The 17,386-nt window shown below is 76.7% G+C and carries 11 protein-coding genes and 1 pseudogene; 8 read left to right on the forward strand and 4 right to left on the reverse strand.

What is annotated here, in order from left to right:
- Positions 1-115: 115 nt before the first annotated feature.
- From AB0O36_RS21550 to AB0O36_RS21575, 6 genes and pseudogenes are all read left to right on the forward strand, one after another.
- Positions 116-343 (forward strand): MbtH family protein, encoded by a 228-nt coding sequence (locus AB0O36_RS21550; RefSeq protein ID WP_365112791.1) that lies wholly within the window; start codon positions 116-118, stop codon positions 341-343.
- On the forward strand, positions 336-2,174 hold the full coding sequence (locus AB0O36_RS21555) for a condensation domain-containing protein (protein ID WP_365112794.1): 1,839 nt from the start codon (positions 336-338) through the stop codon (positions 2,172-2,174). The genes AB0O36_RS21550 and AB0O36_RS21555 overlap by 8 nt, the downstream gene beginning before the upstream one ends.
- Entirely contained in the window at positions 2,171-5,548 is a 3,378-nt protein-coding gene (locus tag AB0O36_RS21560; protein ID WP_365112797.1) for an amino acid adenylation domain-containing protein, read from the forward strand. Before AB0O36_RS21555 ends, AB0O36_RS21560 begins: the two co-directional genes overlap by 4 nt.
- Before the next feature lie 329 nt (positions 5,549-5,877).
- The gene (locus tag AB0O36_RS21565; protein WP_365112799.1) at positions 5,878-9,156 is read left to right on the forward strand and encodes an amino acid adenylation domain-containing protein; all 3,279 of its coding nucleotides are present in this window, start codon (positions 5,878-5,880) and stop codon (positions 9,154-9,156) included.
- A gap of 269 nt (positions 9,157-9,425) precedes the next feature.
- Positions 9,426-11,264 carry an amino acid adenylation domain-containing protein gene (locus AB0O36_RS21570; RefSeq protein ID WP_365112802.1) on the forward strand — a complete coding sequence of 613 codons (1,839 nt, stop codon included), beginning with the start codon at positions 9,426-9,428 and terminating at the stop codon, positions 11,262-11,264.
- Between the two features lie 68 nt (positions 11,265-11,332).
- A pseudogene (locus tag AB0O36_RS21575) lies at positions 11,333-12,127 on the forward strand (MFS transporter); the annotation flags it as partial.
- Between the two features lie 419 nt (positions 12,128-12,546).
- Here AB0O36_RS21575 and AB0O36_RS21580 read toward each other — a convergent pair.
- On the reverse strand, positions 12,547-12,924 hold the full coding sequence (locus AB0O36_RS21580; RefSeq protein ID WP_365112804.1) for a helix-turn-helix transcriptional regulator: 378 nt from the start codon (positions 12,922-12,924) through the stop codon (positions 12,547-12,549).
- 263 nt (positions 12,925-13,187) lie between these two features.
- Here AB0O36_RS21580 and AB0O36_RS21585 point away from each other — a divergent pair, with 263 nt between their 5' ends.
- Positions 13,188-14,192 carry a helix-turn-helix transcriptional regulator gene (locus AB0O36_RS21585; protein ID WP_365112807.1) on the forward strand — a complete coding sequence of 335 codons (1,005 nt, stop codon included), beginning with the start codon at positions 13,188-13,190 and terminating at the stop codon, positions 14,190-14,192.
- 345 nt (positions 14,193-14,537) lie between these two features.
- A complete protein-coding gene (locus AB0O36_RS21590; protein WP_365112809.1) occupies positions 14,538-15,035 on the forward strand; it encodes a hypothetical protein in 498 nt (165 codons plus the stop codon).
- 103 nt (positions 15,036-15,138) lie between these two features.
- Here the strand turns inward: AB0O36_RS21590 and AB0O36_RS21595 are convergent, their stop codons facing one another.
- The 3 genes from AB0O36_RS21595 to AB0O36_RS21605 form a co-directional block, all read right to left on the reverse strand.
- Positions 15,139-15,339: a hypothetical protein gene (locus AB0O36_RS21595; RefSeq protein WP_365112812.1), complete on the reverse strand. Its 201-nt coding sequence runs from the start codon at positions 15,337-15,339 to the stop codon at positions 15,139-15,141.
- Between the two features lie 183 nt (positions 15,340-15,522).
- Complete coding sequence (locus AB0O36_RS21600) at positions 15,523-16,971, reverse strand: MFS transporter (protein ID WP_365112815.1); 1,449 nt, start codon at positions 16,969-16,971, stop codon at positions 15,523-15,525.
- 85 nt (positions 16,972-17,056) lie between these two features.
- A complete protein-coding gene (locus AB0O36_RS21605; protein ID WP_365112817.1) occupies positions 17,057-17,299 on the reverse strand; it encodes an MbtH family NRPS accessory protein in 243 nt (80 codons plus the stop codon).
- Positions 17,300-17,386: the final 87 nt, after the last annotated feature.

The following is a 17,386-nucleotide window of genomic DNA, read 5'->3' on the forward strand; positions in this document are numbered from 1 at the left end:
CGGTCCGTACGCCGTACCCGCGACTGCTGTGTCCCGTACCCGCAACTCCGCACCATCCAGACCGCCCAGATAGCCCAGACCACCCGCACCATCCGCACCCACACGAGGAGTCCCCATGTCCAACCCGTTCGAGAACGACGCCGCCCCCTACACCGTGGTCCGCAACGACGAGCTGCAGCACGCCCTGTGGCCGGCCGCCACGCCCGTCCCGGCCGGCTGGACCGTCGTCCACGGCCCCGACACCCGGGAGAACTGCCTGCAGTACGTGGAGACCCACTGGACCGACATGCGTCCCGCCTCCCTGGTGGCCGCCCTCGCCGCCGCCGGCTCCGACCGTGGCTGACCACCCGCCCCGCCCCGGCCACCCCCCGGCCGGGGCGGGTACCGCCCCCGACGCCGCTGCCGCCCCCGTGGACGTGCTCTGCCGGCTGTTCGCCGAGGTCCTCGGCCTGCCCGGGGTCGACCCGGACGCGAGCTTCACCGGGCTCGGCGGCGACAGCATCCAGGCCATCCAGGTCGTCGGCCGCGCCCGCCGGGCCGGACTCGTCCTCGCCACCCGCGAGGTGCTGCGCAGCGAGTCCGTCCGCGCGCTCGCGGCCGGTGCCCGGACGGCCGGCCCGTCGGGCGCGGCGGCCCGCCGGGCCGGGCCGGTCCGCCGGCTCGGCCCCTTCCCCGCCACCCCGATCATGGACTGGCTCGCGGAGACGGCGGCCCCCGGCGTCCCCGCGGACAGCTACCACCAGTCCCTCGTCCTGCGCACCCCGGCGGCCCTGGGCCGCGCCGACGCCGTACGCATCCTCCAGGCGCTGACCGACCACCACGACCTGCTCCGGCTCCGGGTCGAGGGCGGCACCGGCGCCCGGCCGTGCCGGCCCGCCGTACCCCCGCCCGGCAGCGTGGACGCGGCCCGCGTGCTCGACGTCGTCGACGCCCGGGACGTCCCCGAGGACCTCCTCCCGGAACTGACCGGACGCCACATCCGGGCGGCGGCACGCCTCTTGTCGCCCGCCGACGGCGCGGTGCACAGGGCCGTGCTCCTCGACCGCGGTCCGGCCGTGCAGGGGCGTCTCGCCCTCGTCGTCCACCACCTGTCGGTGGACGGCGTCTCCTGGCGCATCCTGCAGGAAGACCTGAAGTCCTGCTGGCAGGACCTGCTGGAGGGCCGCGACCCGGCGCCCGCCCCGGTGACGACCCCGTTCGCCGAATGGGCGGCGCTGCTGCGGGCCGACGCCCTGTCGGGACGCCGCACCGCCGAGGCCGCGTACTGGCACGACACGCTGCGGCCGGCCCCCGAACCGCTGGCCGGCACCAGCCCCCACGGCCCCCTCGACGCGGACTGCCCCGACCGGACCCTCACCCTCACCCTGCCCGCGGAGGTGACCGCCCCGCTGCTCACCCGGGCCCCCGCCGCCGTCAACGGCACCGTGGACGACGTCCTGCTGACCGGCCTGGCCCTGGCCGTGCTGGCGTGGCGCCGCCCGTACACCGGACCGGACGACTCCGGCGCCGTCCTCGTCGACGTCGAAGGACACGGCCGGCAGGACATCACCGACGGCACCGGAGCCGACGCACCCGACCCCTCCCGTACGGTCGGCTGGTTCACCACCGTCCACCCCGTCCGCCTCGACCTCGGCCGCACCGACCCCGACGCCGCCCGGACCGGCGGCCCCACCACCGGGGACGCCCTGCGCCGCGTCAAGGAGGCCCTGCGGGCCGTCCCCGACAAGGGCATCGGCCACGGACTGCTGCGCCACACCAACCCGCGCACCGCGCCCGGCCTGACCCGTGCCGGGGTACCCGAGCTGGGCTTCAACTACCTGGGCCGGTTCCCGGTCGGCGGCACGGCCGACTGGGAGGCCGCCCCCGGGCACGCGTTCGCCCTGGACGCCGCCGAACCCGGGATGCCCCTGCCGCACGCCGTGGAGGTCAACGCGGCCGCCCACGAAGGACCCGACGGGCCCGCCCTCACCGCGACCTGGACCTGGTCCGGCAACGCCTACGACGCCGACCGGGTCCGGGCCCTCGCCGAGGAGTGGTTCGCCATGCTCCGCGCGGTCGCCGACCACGCCGGACGGCCCGGAGCCGCCCGGCTGACCCCCTCCGACGTCTCCCTGGCCGGACTCTCCCAGACCGACCTCGACCTCTTCGAAGACCAGCTCGGAGCACCGCTGTGATTCCCCTGACCCACGCCCAGCACCGCCTGTGGCTCCTCTCCCACGACGCCGGCACGGGCACCGGCGGCGACGCCGTGCCGGCCGCCGCCGGCGGGGGCGCGGAGGACGCCGCCGGGGCCCTCTACACCATCGCGTCCGGGCTGCCGATGCGCGGCCCGCTCGACACCGCCGCCCTGCGCGGCGCCGTCGCGGACGTCACCGCCCGGCACGAGGCCCTGCGCACCGTCTTCCCCGACGACCGCGGCACTCCCCGCCAGCACGTCCTCCCCGCCGGCACCGCCGAGACGGCCGGCAGCGCCGGGGCGGTCGGCGCCTCCGGGACGGCCGGCGTGTTCGGGACGGCCGGCGTGTTCGGAACGGCCGGCGTGTTCGCCGTGACCGCCTGCGATCCCGGTGAGCACCGGGCCCGCGCCCGGGAAGCCGCCGCCCGCCCCTTCGCCCTGGACCGCGAAACACCCCTGCGGGTCCACCTGTTCACCGACGGCGCGGACCGGCACCACCTGCTGCTCTCCCTCCACCACATCGCGGGCGACGGCGCCTCCCTGGACCTCCTGCTCCGCGACCTCGCCGCCGCCTACACCGCCCGCCTGACCGGGACCGCCCCGGACTGGCCCGAACTCCCCGTCCAGTTCCCGGACTACGCCCTGTGGCAGCGGGAGCTCCTCGGCGACCCGGCCGACCCGGGATCCCGCCACGCCCGGGCGCTCGGCCGGCGGGCCGCCGCCCTCGCCGGACTGCCCGACGGGATCGCCCTGCCCGCCGACCGGCCCCGCCCCGCCGTGCCCACCCACCGGGGCGCCGACACCTCCGCGGTGCTGGACCCCGGAGTCCACGCCGCGCTGGCGGAGCTGGCCCGTGCCCGCCGCACGACCCCGTTCACGGCCGTGCAGGCCGCGTTCGCGGCCCTCCTCACCCGGCTCGGCGCGGGAACCGATGTACCGCTCGGCTGCCCCGTCGACGCCCGTGAGGAAGAGGCGCTGCAGGACCTCGTCGGCCTGTTCGTCGACACCACCGTCGTACGCGCCGACACCTCCGGCGATCCCGCGTACGCCGACCTCCTCGACCGGGTCCGCGACGCCGTCCTCGACGCCCGGGCCGACGCCGGCCTGCCCTTCGACGCACTCGTCGAGCGCCTCGCCCCGCCGCGGGCGCCGGGCCGGCACCCGCTGTTCCAGGTCGCCGTGGCCGCCCAGCGGGGCGGCGGACCGGCCGCGGACTTCCCCGGCCTGCACGTCGGCGCACCGGAACCCGTCCGCACCGGCACCGCCAAGTTCGACCTCACCCTGGAGGTCACCGAGCACCACCGGCCGGACGGCACCCCGGACGGGATCGGGCTCACCCTGGAATACGCCGTGGACCTCTTCGACGAGGACACCGCCCGCCGCCTCCTGCACCGCCTGGTCCGGTTGACCACGGCCGCCGCAGCGGACCCCCACCGCCCGCTGTCCGCCTTGCCCGTCCTCGCCGAGGACGAGGAGGAGGCCCTGCGCGGCCGCTGGCAGGGCGGGCCCGCCGCCTCCGACGAGGCCACCGTCCACGGCCTGTTCGCCGAGCGGGCCGCCGCCCACCCCGACCGCCCGGCCGTGACCTGCGCCGGACGGGAGACCAGCTACGGGGAGCTCGCCGCGCGGGCCGGCCGGTGGGCCGACCGGCTCACCGCCGCCGGAGTCCGCAACGGCGACAACGTCGCGGTCCTGATGGACCGCTCCGCCGAACTGGTGGCCGTCTGCCTGGGCGTCCTGCAGGCGGGCGCCGCCTACCTGCCGCTGGACGCCCGCGCCCCCCGCGCCCGTACGACCGAACTCGCCGCCGGGGCCCGCGCCGCAGTCCTCGTCACCGACGTCACCAACGGCACTGACAGCACTGACGGCACCGACTTCGGCATCCCGCTGACCCTGCGCCCCGAGGCCCCCGAGGCCGCCGCCACCCGGCACACGCACCCGGCCACCGACCCGGGCGCCCGTCCGGCACACCCTGCCCGCCCCACCGTCCACCCCGACGCGCTCGCCTGCCTCATGTACACCTCCGGCTCGACCGGAACCCCCAAGGGCGTCGCGGTGCCGCACCGCGCGGTCGTCGCCCTGGCCCGCGACGGCCACTGGAGCGGCGGCGCCCACGAACGGGTCCTGTTCCGCTCACCGCACGCCTTCGACGCCTCCACCTACGAACTGTGGGTACCGCTGCTGTCCGGCGGACTCGTCGTGGTGGCCCCGCCCGGCGACCTGGACCTGGACGGCCTCGCCCGGCTCCTCGAAGAGGAACGCGTCACCGGCACCTTCCTGACGGCCACCCTCTTCAACGCGCTCGCCGACCGCCATCCCGAACGCCTGGCCGGGCTGCGCGAGGCCATGACCGGGGGAGAGGCGGCATCCGCGGAGGCCGTCCGCCGGGTCCGCGAGCACTGCCCGGACACCACCGTCACCAACGCCTACGGGCCGACCGAGACCGCCACCTTCGCCGCCCTCTTCCCCGTCCGCCCCGGCAGCACCTGCCCGGACGGGCAGGTGCCCATCGGCCGGCCCCTCGACGGCACCGGTCTCCACGTCCTCGACGCCGCCCTGGCCCCCGTCCCGCCCGGCGTCACCGGAGAGCTCTACGTCTCCGGCCGCGGCCTCGCCCGGGGCTACCTGGGGCGGCCCGGCACCACCGCCGAACGCTTCGTCCCCTGCCCCCACGGACCGCCCGGCAGCCGCATGTACCGCACCGGGGACCTGGCCCGCCGCCGCGCCGACGGCAACGTCGAGTACCTGGGGCGCGCCGACCGCCAGCTGAAACTGCGCGGCATGCGCGTGGAACCCGGCGAGGTGGAGGACGCCCTACTCCGCCACCCCGCCGTGGGTCAGGCGGCCGTCACCCTCGTCACCGGCCCGGCCGGCCCCGCGCTCGCCGCGTACGCCGTGCCCGCCGACGGCGCCACGTGCGAACCGCCGGAGCTCCGCGAGCACCTGCGCGCCCTGCTGCCGGAGTGGACCGTGCCGGCCACCGTCACCGTGCTGGACCGGATGCCGGTGACCGCCAACGGCAAGACCGACCACGCCGCCCTTCCCGCGCCGGTGCCGCCGACGGCGGGTGCCGGCCGCTCCGAGGAGCCGCGCACCGCCACCGAACACGCCGTCCGGGCCGTCTTCGAGGAGGTCCTGGGCACCGCACCGGTCGGGCTCCACGACGACTTCTTCGACCTCGGCGGGCACTCCCTGCTCGCCTCCCGCGTCCTCGCCGGGGTCCGGGCAGCCCTCGGCGTCCCCGTCGCCGTCCGGCGCTTCTTCGCCGGGCCGACCGTCGCCGGCCTCGCCGCCGCGGTGGACGAGGCCACCGCCGCAGGCATCCAGGACACCGCACCCCCGGTGATCCGCCGCCGCCCGTCCCGCACCTGACCCCAACCGCCGCCGCCGTGCGGGCAGGCATGCCCCACCCCGCCGCCGTGCGGGCCTGCCGGCCGTTCGCGCCGCCGTGTGGGCAGGCGTGCCCCACCCCGCCGCTGTGTGGGCCTGCCGGCCGTTCGCGCCGCCGTGTGGGCAGGCGTGCCGCAGGGCGGCACGGGTGGGCACACGGCACACCGGCGCGCGGCGTCCGCGCAGCGTGTCCCCGCACCCCGACCCCGCTGACGGGGTCGAACCCCCGCTCCGGCCGGAGCGCCGCTGCAGGGCGGCGCCGGCCCCACCCCCGACCCCGACCAGCCACCGACCCGCCGAGGACCCACCCCATGAACCAGCCCACGCCCACGCCCACGCCCACGCCCACATCCGCACCCGCACCCGCGTCACACGTCGAGGACGTACTCCCCCTCTCCCCCCTCCAGGAAGGCATCCTCTTCCACGCCCTCTACGACCACACCGGCCCCGACGTCTACACCGCCCAACTCCTCCTCGACCTCACCGGCCCCCTCGACCCGGCCCGGCTCCGCGCCGCCGCCGACACCGTCCTCGCCCGCCACCCCAACCTCCGCGCCGGCTTCCTGCGCCGCGCCTCCGGCGAACCCGCCCAGGTCGTCCGCCGCGCCGTACGCACCCCCTGGCAGGAGCACGACCTGTCCGGACTCGCCCCCGACGACCTGCACCGGACCCTGGACACCCTCCTCACCGAGGACCGTGCCCGCCGCTTCGACCCCGCCCGGCCCCCGCTGCTGCGCCTGACCCTGCTGCGCACCGGCCCCGACCGCCACCGCCTGCTGCTGACGTACCACCACGTCCTCTTCGACGGATGGTCCTGGCCCGTCCTGGTCCGCGAACTCCTCGCCCTGCACGACGCCGGTCCGGACGCAGGACCGGACGCCGATGCCGACGCCCTGCTCGGCCCGGTCACCCCCTACGCCGCCTTCCTGCGCCACCTCGCCGGCCGCGACACCGCAGCCGCCCGCGCGGCCTGGTCGCAGGCCCTCGCCGGACTGGAGTCCGGCTGCCGCACCGCACCCGTCTCGGTCCCGCCCGGCACGGTGCTCCCGGCCCGCGTCGAAACGGTCCTCCCGGCCGCCGCCGCCGACCGGCTGGGCACCCTCGCCCGCGAGCGCCGCATCACCCCGAGCACCCTCGTACAGACCGCCTGGGCCCTGCTGATCGCCGCCCAGATACGCTCCGACGACGTCGTGTTCGGGACCGTGGTCAGCGGCCGCGCCACCGACCTGCCCGGCGTCGAGGGCATCGTCGGACTGTGCATCAACACGGTGCCCGTCCGCGTCCGCATCGACCGCGACGAGCCCCTCGCCGCCCTCCTCGAACGGGTCCAGGAAGAGCAGTCCCGCCTCATCGACCACCACCACCTCGGACTCACCGAGATCCAGCGGACCGCCGGGGCCGGCGACCTCTTCGACTCGTGCGTCACCTACCAGAACTACCCCGTCGACCCCGCCGGGCTCGCCGCCCTGTCCACCGGGCCCCTCCGCGTCACCGGCCTCGACCCCCGCGACGCCGCCCACTACCCGCTCAGCCTGACCGCCATCCCGGGCGAGGGCCTGCGCCTCCAGATCGACCACCGCCCGGACGTGTTCACCCCGGACGGGGCCCGGGCCCTGCTCGACCGCCTGGTGCGCATCCTGCACGCCTTCGCCGACGACCCCGGCCTGCCCGCCGGTGCCGTGGACCTGCTCTCCGCCTCCGAACGCCGGCTGGTCCTGGAGGAGTTCAACGACACCGCCCGCGACGAGGACTACGCCGAGGTCCCCGACCGGGTCCGCGGGATCGCCGCCCGCACCCCCGGCGCCGTCGCCGTCACCGACGAGCACGGCACCTGCTGGGACTACGCCGGGCTGGTCGCCCGCGCCGACGCCGTCGGCGCCCGGCTCCTCGCCGACGGCGTCCGCCCAGGCGACCTCGTCGCCGTGCTCAGCGAGCCCACCGCCGCCGTGCCGGCCGCAGTCCTCGGCATCCTCGGAGCGGGCGCCGCGTACGTCCCCCTCGACCCGGAGGGCCCTGTCGTCCGCACCGCGGCCCTGCTCGCCGAAGCCGGCATTGGCCGCGTCCTGGCCGCCCCCGACCGGCTCGACCGGGCCCGCGAGATCGCCGCCGCCGTACCGGGCGGAGGCCCGCGGATCCTCCCCCTGGACGGTGCGCCCGTACCCGCCGGCCCCTCCCGGGCCGGTGCCGGCGGCCCCGACGCCCTCGCGTACGTCTGCTTCACCTCCGGCTCCACCGGCAGGCCCAAGGGCGCGATGGTGCACCGCCGGGGCATGAACAACCACCTCCTCGCCAAGCTCGACGACCTCCGGCTGACCCCCGCCGACCGCGTGGTGATGAACGCCCCGCTCACCTTCGACATCTCCGTCTGGCAGATGCTCGCCCCGCTGATCACCGGCGGTCGCGTGCACCTGGTGTCCCGGGACACCGCCCGGGACCCCGCCGCCCTGTTCGCCGGCGCCGCCCGCCACGGAACCACCGTCCTGGAGACGGTGCCCTCCTTCGTCCGCGCCGCCGTCGACCTCTGGGACTCCGGGGCCGTCCCGCCCGAACTGCCCGCGCTGCGCTGGTTCGTGGTCAACGGCGAGGTGCTGCCGCCCGAACTGTGCGTCCGCTGGTACGCCCGCCACCCCCGGGCCGCGATCATCAACGCGTACGGCCTCACCGAGTGCTCCGACGACAACACCCACGCCTTCATCGGCCCCGACCCGGCCGCCGAGCTGGAACAGGGCCGGCTGCCCGTGGGCCGCCCGCTGCGCAACAACCGGCTCTACCTCCTCGACCCCGGTCTCGCCCCCGTCCCGCCCGGCGTCCCCGGAGAGCTGTTCATCGCCGGCACCGGCGTCGGCCCCGGCTACCTCAACGACCCGCGCCGCTCCAGCGAGCGCTACGTACCGGACCCGTTCGCCGCCGAGCCCGGCGCCCGGATGTACCGCACCGGGGACCTCGCCCGCCTCCGCACCGACGGACAGCTCGACTTCCTCGGCCGCCAGGACCACCAGGTCAAGGTGCGCGGCAACCGGGTCGAGCCCGGCGAGGTGGAGAACGCGCTGCGCGCCGTGCCGGGGATCACCGAGGCCGTCGTCGTCGCGCGGCCGGACCCCGCGGGCGGCCTGCGCCTCGTCGGCTACCTCACCGGGGAGGCGGACACGGACACCGTCCGCACCGCACTCGCCCGAACCCTGCCCGGCTACATGGTCCCCTCCGTGCTGCTGGTCCTGCCCGAGCTGCCGCTCACCGTCAACGGCAAGCTCGACCGCAAGGCACTGCCGGACCCGGCGTCCTTCACCGTGCCTGGGGGCCGGCCGCCCGCCGGGCCCGCCGAGGAGACCGTCTGCACCGTGTTCGCGGAGGTCCTGGGCCTGGCATCGGCCGGCCCCGACGACGACTTCTTCGCGCTGGGCGGGCACTCCCTGCTCGCCACCCGCCTCGTCGGCCGCCTCCGCTCGGCCCTCGGCACCGAACTCGCCCTGCGGGACCTGTACGAGACGCCCACTCCGGCGGGCATCGCCGCCCGCACCACCGCGCAGGAGCACCCGCAGACCCCGGAACCGCCCCGCCCGACCCTCCGCCCCCGCGCCCGCACCACCTGATCCACCGCCGTGCGGGCAGGCGTGCCGGCCCCCGCCGCCGTGCGGGCCCGGCTGCCGTTCACGCGGCCGTGTGGGCAGGCGTGCCGGCCCCCGCCGCCGTGCGGGCCCGGCTGCCGTTCACGCCGCCGTGTGGGCAGGCGTGCCGCAGGGCGGCACGGGTGGGCACACGGCACACCGGCCCGCGCCGACCGCGCAGCGTGCCCCTCCCCCCGCCCCGGCTCCGGATCCGTCCCGGAGCCGGGCCCACCCCGACCCCCAGGAGAACCCCCGTGACCCCCGCCCCGCTCCCCGCAACAGCCCCCGCCGTCGGCCCCGCCCCCGCCCCCACCGCCGGCCCCCGGCCCCCCGCCGAACCTCCGTGGCCGGCCGACGCCCCCGTACCGCTGCTCATCGCCCGGCAGGCCACCCGCACTCCGGACGCCGTAGCGGTCCGCGCCCCCGGCGGCGACCTCACCTACCGGGAACTCGACCGCAGGGCCCGTACGGTCGCCGCCGAACTCCGCGCGGCGGGCGCCGGCCCCGAGGACACGGTCCTGGTGGGGGTGCGCCGCGACACCGCGTGGGCCGTCGCCGTGCTCGGCATCTGGTACGCCGGTGCCGCCCTGCTCCTCGTCGACCTCGACGCCCCGGACGAGCGGCTGCGGTCCCTGACCGCCGCCTCCGGCACCCGCTACGCCGTCACCACCGGCCACGCCGAAGCCGCCCGCCTCCACGAGCGCTGCGGCGCCCCGCTGCTGTGGGCCCGTACGGAACCGGCTCCGGCAGCCGACGGGTTCGCGGCCGCGCACGGCAGCACGGCGTACGGCAGCACGGCGTACGGCACAGCGGCGTACGGCACGACCCCGTACGGCACGGACGCACCGCCCGGGACGGTGCCCGGCGGGACCGCCGCGCAGCAACTGGCCTACATCCTGTTCACCTCCGGATCCACCGGGGCCCCCAAACCGGTCGCCGTCGGCCACGCCGGACTCGCCCGGCAGGCCCGCGCGCTGGCCGGCCGGTACGCGCTGACCGCCGCCGACCGGGTGCTGCAGTTCGCGGCGCCCGCGTTCGACGTGGCGCTGGAGGAGGCCGTCCCCACCTGGTGCGCCGGCGGGACCGCCGTGTTCCTCGCGGACAACGTCCTGGCCCCCGCCGAGCTGGAGGCCGTACTGGCCGCACGGGAGGTCACCGTGGTCAACCTGCCCACCCCGTACTGGGCGCAGTGGACCGCCGACCTGGTCCGCGGTCCGCGGCCGCTGCCCGCGGCGCTGCGGCTGGTGGTGATCGGCAGCGATGCAGGGCGCACCGCGGACCTGGACCGGTGGCGGGCCGCGGGCGGCCCGCGGACCGTCAGCTGCTACGGACTCACCGAGTCCACCATCACGGCCACCTCCCACGAGCCCGACCCGACGGGAGGTCACGGCCCGGCGGGAGGCCACGGTCACGGCCCGACGGGGAGCCGCGGCCCGACGGGCGGTCACGGGCCGGACGGCGGCGGGCTGATCCCCCTCGGCGTCCCGCTCCCCGGCGTCCGCGCGTACGTCCTGGACGGGGAGCTGCGCGAGCTCCCGGCGGGAGCCGCCGGCGAGCTGTACCTGGCGGGTCCGTGCCTGGCCCGCGGCTACCACGGCCGACCCGCCCTCACGGCGGAGCGTTTCGTCGCCGACCCGTTCGCGGCGGATCCCGGCGAGCGGATGTACCGCACGGGCGACCGGGTGCGGCGGGAGGCCGACGGAACCCTCGGCTTCCTCGGCCGAGCCGACGACCAGGTCAAGATCCGCGGCCACCGGGTGGAGCTCCGCGAGGCGGAGGCGGCGGTCGCCGCCCATCCCGGCGTCGCGGACGCGGTGGTGCGGGCCGTACGCGGGACCGGTGAGCCGCGGCTGGCCGCCTGGGTGGTGCTCGCGCCGGGCGCCGGTCCCGCGGACGGTCAGGAACTGCGCCGCTCCCTGCTCGGCCGGATTCCGTCCTACCTGGTGCCCGCCGATGTGGTGATCATGGCGGAGCTGCCGCGCACCCCGGGCGGCAAGCTCGACGCCCGTGCCCTGCCCGCCCCGGCCGCCGCGCCCGCCCCGGCCGCCGCGCCCGCCCCGGCCGCCGCGCCCGCGGCGGACCGCACCGCCTGACCCCGGCCCGGCACCACCCCCGAATCCGCGACCCGGATCCGGGACCGAATCCAGACAAGGACACCACCGTGCCCACCACCGCACCGGAGACCACGCCCGACGCCGGACAGCGCCGGCGCAGCCGTGACTTCAGGCTCTTCATGGCCTCGCACGTCTGCAACGAGCTGGGCAACAGCATCACCTACGTCGCCCTGCCGCTGATGGCGGTCCTCACCCTGCACGCCTCCGCCTGGGAGGCGGGCCTGCTCGCCGCCGCGGAACAGGCCGCCTTCCTGCTGCTGGGGCTGCCCGCGGGGGCCTGGGTGGACCGGATGCGCCGCCGCACCGTGATGATCGCGGCGGACCTGACCCGGTCCGTGCTGCTGGCCTCGCTGCCGCTGGCCTGGCTGCTCGACCTGCACTCGATGCCGCTGCTGTACGCGGTGGCCCTGCTCCTGGGCTGCGCGCGGCTCTTCGGGGACGTCGCCGACCAGAGCTACCTGCCGTCCCTGGTCGGCGGGGCCGGCCTGGTCACCGGCAACTCCCGCCTGGAGACCGTCCGTTCGACGGCCGAGTTCGCCGGGCCGGGCATCGCCGGCTTCCTGGTGCAGCTGGTGGGCGCGGCCGGCACGCTGGCCGGACAGGCGGTCACCTCGCTGGCGTCGGCGCTGCTGCTGGGCCGCATCCGCACCCCCGAGCAGGACCCGTCGGCGCGCCGGGCCGACGACGGGACGGCAGGGGCGGCAGGGGCGGCAGAGGCGGCCGGAGCAGCCGGAGCGGTCCCGGCCGCACGCCCCGGCCTGCTCGCGGAGATACGGGAGGGCCTCCGCTTCGTCCTGGGCCACCGCGTCCTGCGCGTGCTGGCCCTGGGCACCGCGTCCGTCAACCTCTTCCTCAGCGGCATCGGCGCCCTGGAGGTGCTCTTCCTGACCCGGACCGCCGGACTGCCCCCGGCCGCCGTCGGCTGGGTCCTCACGGCGGCCACCGTCGGATCCCTGGTGGCGGCCCTGTGCACGGAGAAGCTGTCCCGGGCGGTCGGCGAGGCCCGGTTGACCTGGGTCTCGCTGCTGGTGACGATGCCGTTCGGGCTGCTCCTGCCGCTCGCCGACGGGGGATGGCGGCTCGGGCTGTTCGTGCTCGGCACGCTCGTCCAGTCCGCCGGGGTCACCGTCTACAACATCTGCCAGGTGACCTACCGCCAGAGCGTGTGCCCGCCGCGGCTGCTGGGCCGTATGACGGCCACCATGCGCTTCCTGGTCTGGGGCGTACTCCCGCTGAGCGGTCTCCTCGCGGGCGCGCTGGGTCAGTTGTACGGGGTGCGCGGAGCCCTGTGGATCCTGGCCACCGCACTGTCCGCGGCCCCGCTGGTGCTGCTGTGCTCGCCGCTGCGCCGGATGCGCGGGTTCGGCACGACCACATCCCCGGCCGAGGGCCCGTAGCCGAGCCGGAAGGCCACATGGGTGAGCTGGGTCCGGTTGACCGCCCCCGTCTTGCTGCGCAGCCGCCGCAGGTAGGTGTCCACGGTGTGGGGACTCAGCCCCAGGCGGTAGGCGATCATCCGGTACGTGTCGCCCTGCGCGAGGTGCGCGAGCACCTCCTCCTCGCGGGGGGTGAGGCCGGCGGCGGGTTCGACCGGGCGTGCGGCGGCCGGGAAGGTGTGGGTCAGGTCGGTCTCGTACATCGCAGGCTCCGGTGGGTCGGTGGGTCGGTGGGTCGGTGGTCGGTGGTCGGTGGGGTCGGAAGGGGTGCCGGGGCGCGGTCCGCCGCGGTCGCCGCAGGCCGGACGCCGCAGGGGCGGGGGCCGGGGAGGCGCGACATGCCGTTCGAACGCTTCTCGTTCAGCCTTTCGTGCTGCGTATGCTGATGCCAGGGGGCGGGCACCTCACCAAAGTGCCTGGCAGCAAGGCGACCCGGGGCGAAAAAGTGCAAAATGGGGCAAGAGTGGTGTCAGATCTGCAGGACGTGGACGTCGATGTCTACGGATGGGTCCTCGAACACCGGACGGTCGTGCCGGACGCGGTAGCGGCCGGGACGGGGATCCAGCCCCGGGAGGCGGCCGACAGCGTGGAGCGGCTCCTCGCCGCCCACTTGCTGCACCTCAGCCCCGCCGATCCGACCACCGCGTTCGCCGTGGCGCCCGAGACCGCCGCCGCCCGGGGTGCGGCACCGCTCGAGGAGAGCATCCGCGAACACCACCGGCAGATCGGCCGCATCCGCGACCGGCTCGACCGGTTCGTCCCGCACTACCTGAGCCGCCGCTCCACCGGCGAGGCGCTGGAGGTGCTCCAGCACGTCGAGGACGTGCGCAGCGCCCTCAACAGGGCTTCCGAGAACTGCACTTCCGAGGTGCTCAGCAGCCAGCCCGGCGGCGGCAGCCGCTATCCGGCGGCCATGCAGGAGGCGATCCGCCGGGACGAGGTCATGCTCCGCCGCGGCATATCCATGCGCTGCCTCTACCACCACACCGCCCGCTTCAACGGGCCCAGCCAGGCGTACGCGATGGCCGCCTCGGCGCTCGGCGCCGAGTACCGCACGGCACACGAACTCTTCGGCCGGATCATCGTGTTCGACCGCGAACTGGCCTTCATACCGGTGCAGGACGGGAGCTGGGGCGCCGTCGTCATCAGGGAGCCCTCGACGGTCGCCTACCTGGTCGACATCTTCGAGCAGACCTGGGACCGCGCCACCCCCTTCAGCAGCGCCGCCGGACAGGACCTGGCCGAGGTGGCCCGCGAGATCCACGAGACCATCATCCGGCTGCTGGCCGCCGGCCTGAAGGACGAGGCCATCGCCCGCCGCCTGGGCATGTCGCTGCGCACCGCCCGCCGGCACATCGCCGACATCATGGAGGAACTCGGGGCCGGCAGCCGCTTCCAGGCCGGCGTGGCCGCCGCAGCCCGCGGCCTGCTCGACACCGGTGCCGCCCCGGACGGGGCCGCGGCGGGCTGACCCCCGCGGGGCCGGCCCGGAGAGTCCGCGGAGAGCCGACCCCGGAGGCCGGCCCGCAGGACACCGCCGCAGGACACCGCCGCAGGACACCGCCGCAGGACACCGGCCCGCCGGGGGAGTGGCCCGAGGGGACCGATCCGAGCGGGACCTGACCCGGGGGACGGCCCGCGGAGACCGAACCCGCGGGGTGCCTGTCCCGGGTTCGCGGTCCCGCGTTCACGTGTCTTCCGCCGACCCCGCGCCGTGGGTGATGCTGCGCTGGCGGGGCGGGAAGTCGCCCGCCCCGGTCCCGCCGCCCGTGCCCGAGCACGGCCCGGCGGGCACTTCCGCGTACGGGGGCACTTCATGGACTGGCCGGCACTCGACCCGGAGGCGCGGGACCTCGCGGCCGACGGCCCTCGGCCGCCCGAGGAGGCCGGGGCGGGGCGGACGTCCCGGCCCCCGGACGGGCAGGCCCACGGCCGCGAACTCGCCCTGTTCCTCGCCGTGCACTACGGCCGGGCCCCGGGCGTGCTCTGGCCCGAACACGACCTCCCCTCCGTCGCCGCCGGCCCGGACGGGATTCCGCTGCTGGCCCGTCAGCTCGCCCTGCTCACCGGTCTCCCGGTGGCCGGCTGCCACGGGTCGGCCGCCCGCGAGGGCGGTCACCTGCTCGTGTACCAGCTCCGCGGTTCCCGGACCTGGACGCTCACCGGGCCGGGTGCCGGGGGCGCCCGGCGGTTCTGTTACCGGCTCCGGGCCGGCGAGGTGCTGTACGTACCCGACCGCTGGGCCCGGCGTCCCGCACCGCTCGACGCCGCCGCGCTCGACGCCGTCCTGCTGCTGCGCCCCGCCGTCTGCTGAACAGCGGGACGCCGGGGCGGCGCCCCCGTTCGGGGCGCCGCCCCGGCGTCCGGGGGGAAAGGCACCGGCCGCCCCGCACCTGCGGGGCGTCCGGGGAGGGGTCTCAGCCGCCCCAGGAGGTGTCGTTCGTGTCCTTCCGGCCCCCGCCGGTCGTGGTGTGCGTGGTCGTCGCCGTCACGTGCGGGCGCGGCGCCTCCCCGTCGGCCAGGGTGGTCGCGCTGCCGGATCCGGCAGCGCCCAGGGCGCCGAGCGCGGTCAGGACGGTGGCGGCGAAGGCCAGGGCGAGTGCGGAACGCTTGGTCATAGCTTCCCCCAGGGTCGGTGGTGTTGCGGGAGACGCGGCGGGCCTTGTGGGCCCGCCGCGCCGGTCGTTGACAACCCTGCCGTGCTCCCGGCCCCACTTCGACCCGTCCCGGCGCTCATCAAGTTGCCTGGCGCTAAAGTGAAGGGGGTGCATAGCAGGCAAATCGTGACAAAAGATCAACCGTCAGGGAGTTGAGGCGGCCCCGAGGGCGGCCGGCGTCCGGCCGGCGCCGTCCCCACCGGGCCCGTTCGCGTCCCCACCGCCCCCGACGGTGTCCGTACCCCCGCCGCCGGCTCCCGTACCGTCGCCGCTGGTTCCCTTACCGCCGTCCGTTCCGTCCGGCGCCGCGTCGAGACCGCGCCAGACCCGGAACACCAGGGGTGCCGACGTCACCACCAGGTACACCGTGCCGGTCGCCAGCAGGGTCCCGGTCAGCCCCCAGCGGTCCAGGGCGAGCCCGCCGCCGACCATCCCGAGCGGCGTCGCGGCCAGCGCACAGGCCGTCAGCAGACCGAACACCCGCCCCCGCAGCTCCTCGGGCACCCGCCGGTAGGCCACCGACATCATCAGCGGCGCCACGACACCCGAACCCACCCCGGACAGCGCCAGCAGCACCAGCAGCACGCCGGGCGGCGGCTCGGCGGCCAGGGTGGCGCACCGTACGGCACCGAGCAGCACGAACGATCCGGTGAACAGCAGCCGTCCGGGCAGCCGCGGCCCCGCCCAGCCGTACACGGCGGCGCCCGCCAGGGCACCCGCGCCCATCGCCGTCACCATCGCGCCGAGCAGCGGACCGCTGCCCAGCACCTGTGCCCCGTACGCCGGATAGAGCACCCCGTTCAGGGCGCCGTCCAGGGCGTTCGTCACCAGCAGCACACCGGTCACCGCCCGCACCAGACGATCGCCGCGCAGCCACCGCAGCCCCGCGGCGAGCTCCTGCCGGTACGGCTCACGGGCGTCCCGGCCGGAACGCGGGCCCGCATCCGGGCCCGCATCCGGCCCGGCGTCCGGGCCCGATGCGGCGCCGGCCGGCCGTACCGCCGGTACCAGCAGGGCCACCAGCACCGCCCCCAGCAGTACGGCCACGGTGTCCAGCAGCAGCGTCGGCACCGGGCCCACCGCGGCCACGGACACCCCGGCGAGCGGGGCACCCGCCATGGTGCCGATCCGCCGGGCGGCCTCGACCGCGCCGGTGGCCCGCTCCGGACCCACGGCGGCCCGCTCCATCGCGGCGGGCAGCAGCAGCTGCTTGCCGGTGTCCGCCGGGCCGCGGGCCGCCCCGGTGACGAAGGCCAGCAGGGCCAGCAGCGGCAGGCCCAGCACCCCCGCGGAATGCAGCAGCGGCACCAGGCCGAGTGCCGCCGCCGTCAGAGCGTCGGCACCGACACTGACGGCCCGCGGGGGCAGCCGGTCCAGCAGGGGTCCGGCGGACACCGACGAGCAGAGCAGGCCCACCAGTTCGGCGGCGGCCACCAGCCCGGTGCGGGTTCCGCTGCCCGTGGTGTGCAGGACGAACCAGGGCAGCGCGATCAGGGTCATGGCGACACCGGCCGAGCAGATCGCCGAGACGGCGACCAGGGTCACCAGGGCGGTGGCCCGCCGCGGCGGCGCGGGCGGGGACGTGGTTCCCAACGGTCTCTCCCATCTTTCCGGAAGGCGCCGCGGACCGGCTCCGCCGGAGCGGCGGTGGCGGTCCGCGGCGCGGGGGCGGCAGCGGTCAGCGCAGGCTGAGCGGACGCATGTCGGTCCAGACGCGCTCGATGTGCGCCAGGCACTCCTCGCGGGAGGCCGGGACACCCTGCGGGTACCAGCCGGCTGGCACGGGCCGGTCCGCCTCCCACAGCGAGAACTGCTCCTCGTCGTTGGCGACGACCAGGAAGCGGGACACCGGGTCCGGCTCCGTGGCTGTCAGCGGGGCAGCGGCGGTCGTCGCGGTGCCGGTGGCGATGGCACGGTCCATGGGGTTCTCCTCGGTGGTTCCGGGTTCGTCGTTCGTTGTCTGTGGTCGTCGTGCGTGGTCTGTTTGCGTGGCCGGCCGTGCGTGAAT

Source organism: Streptomyces sp. NPDC089799, assembly GCF_040684755.1.
Classification (GTDB): domain Bacteria; phylum Actinomycetota; class Actinomycetes; order Streptomycetales; family Streptomycetaceae; genus Streptomyces.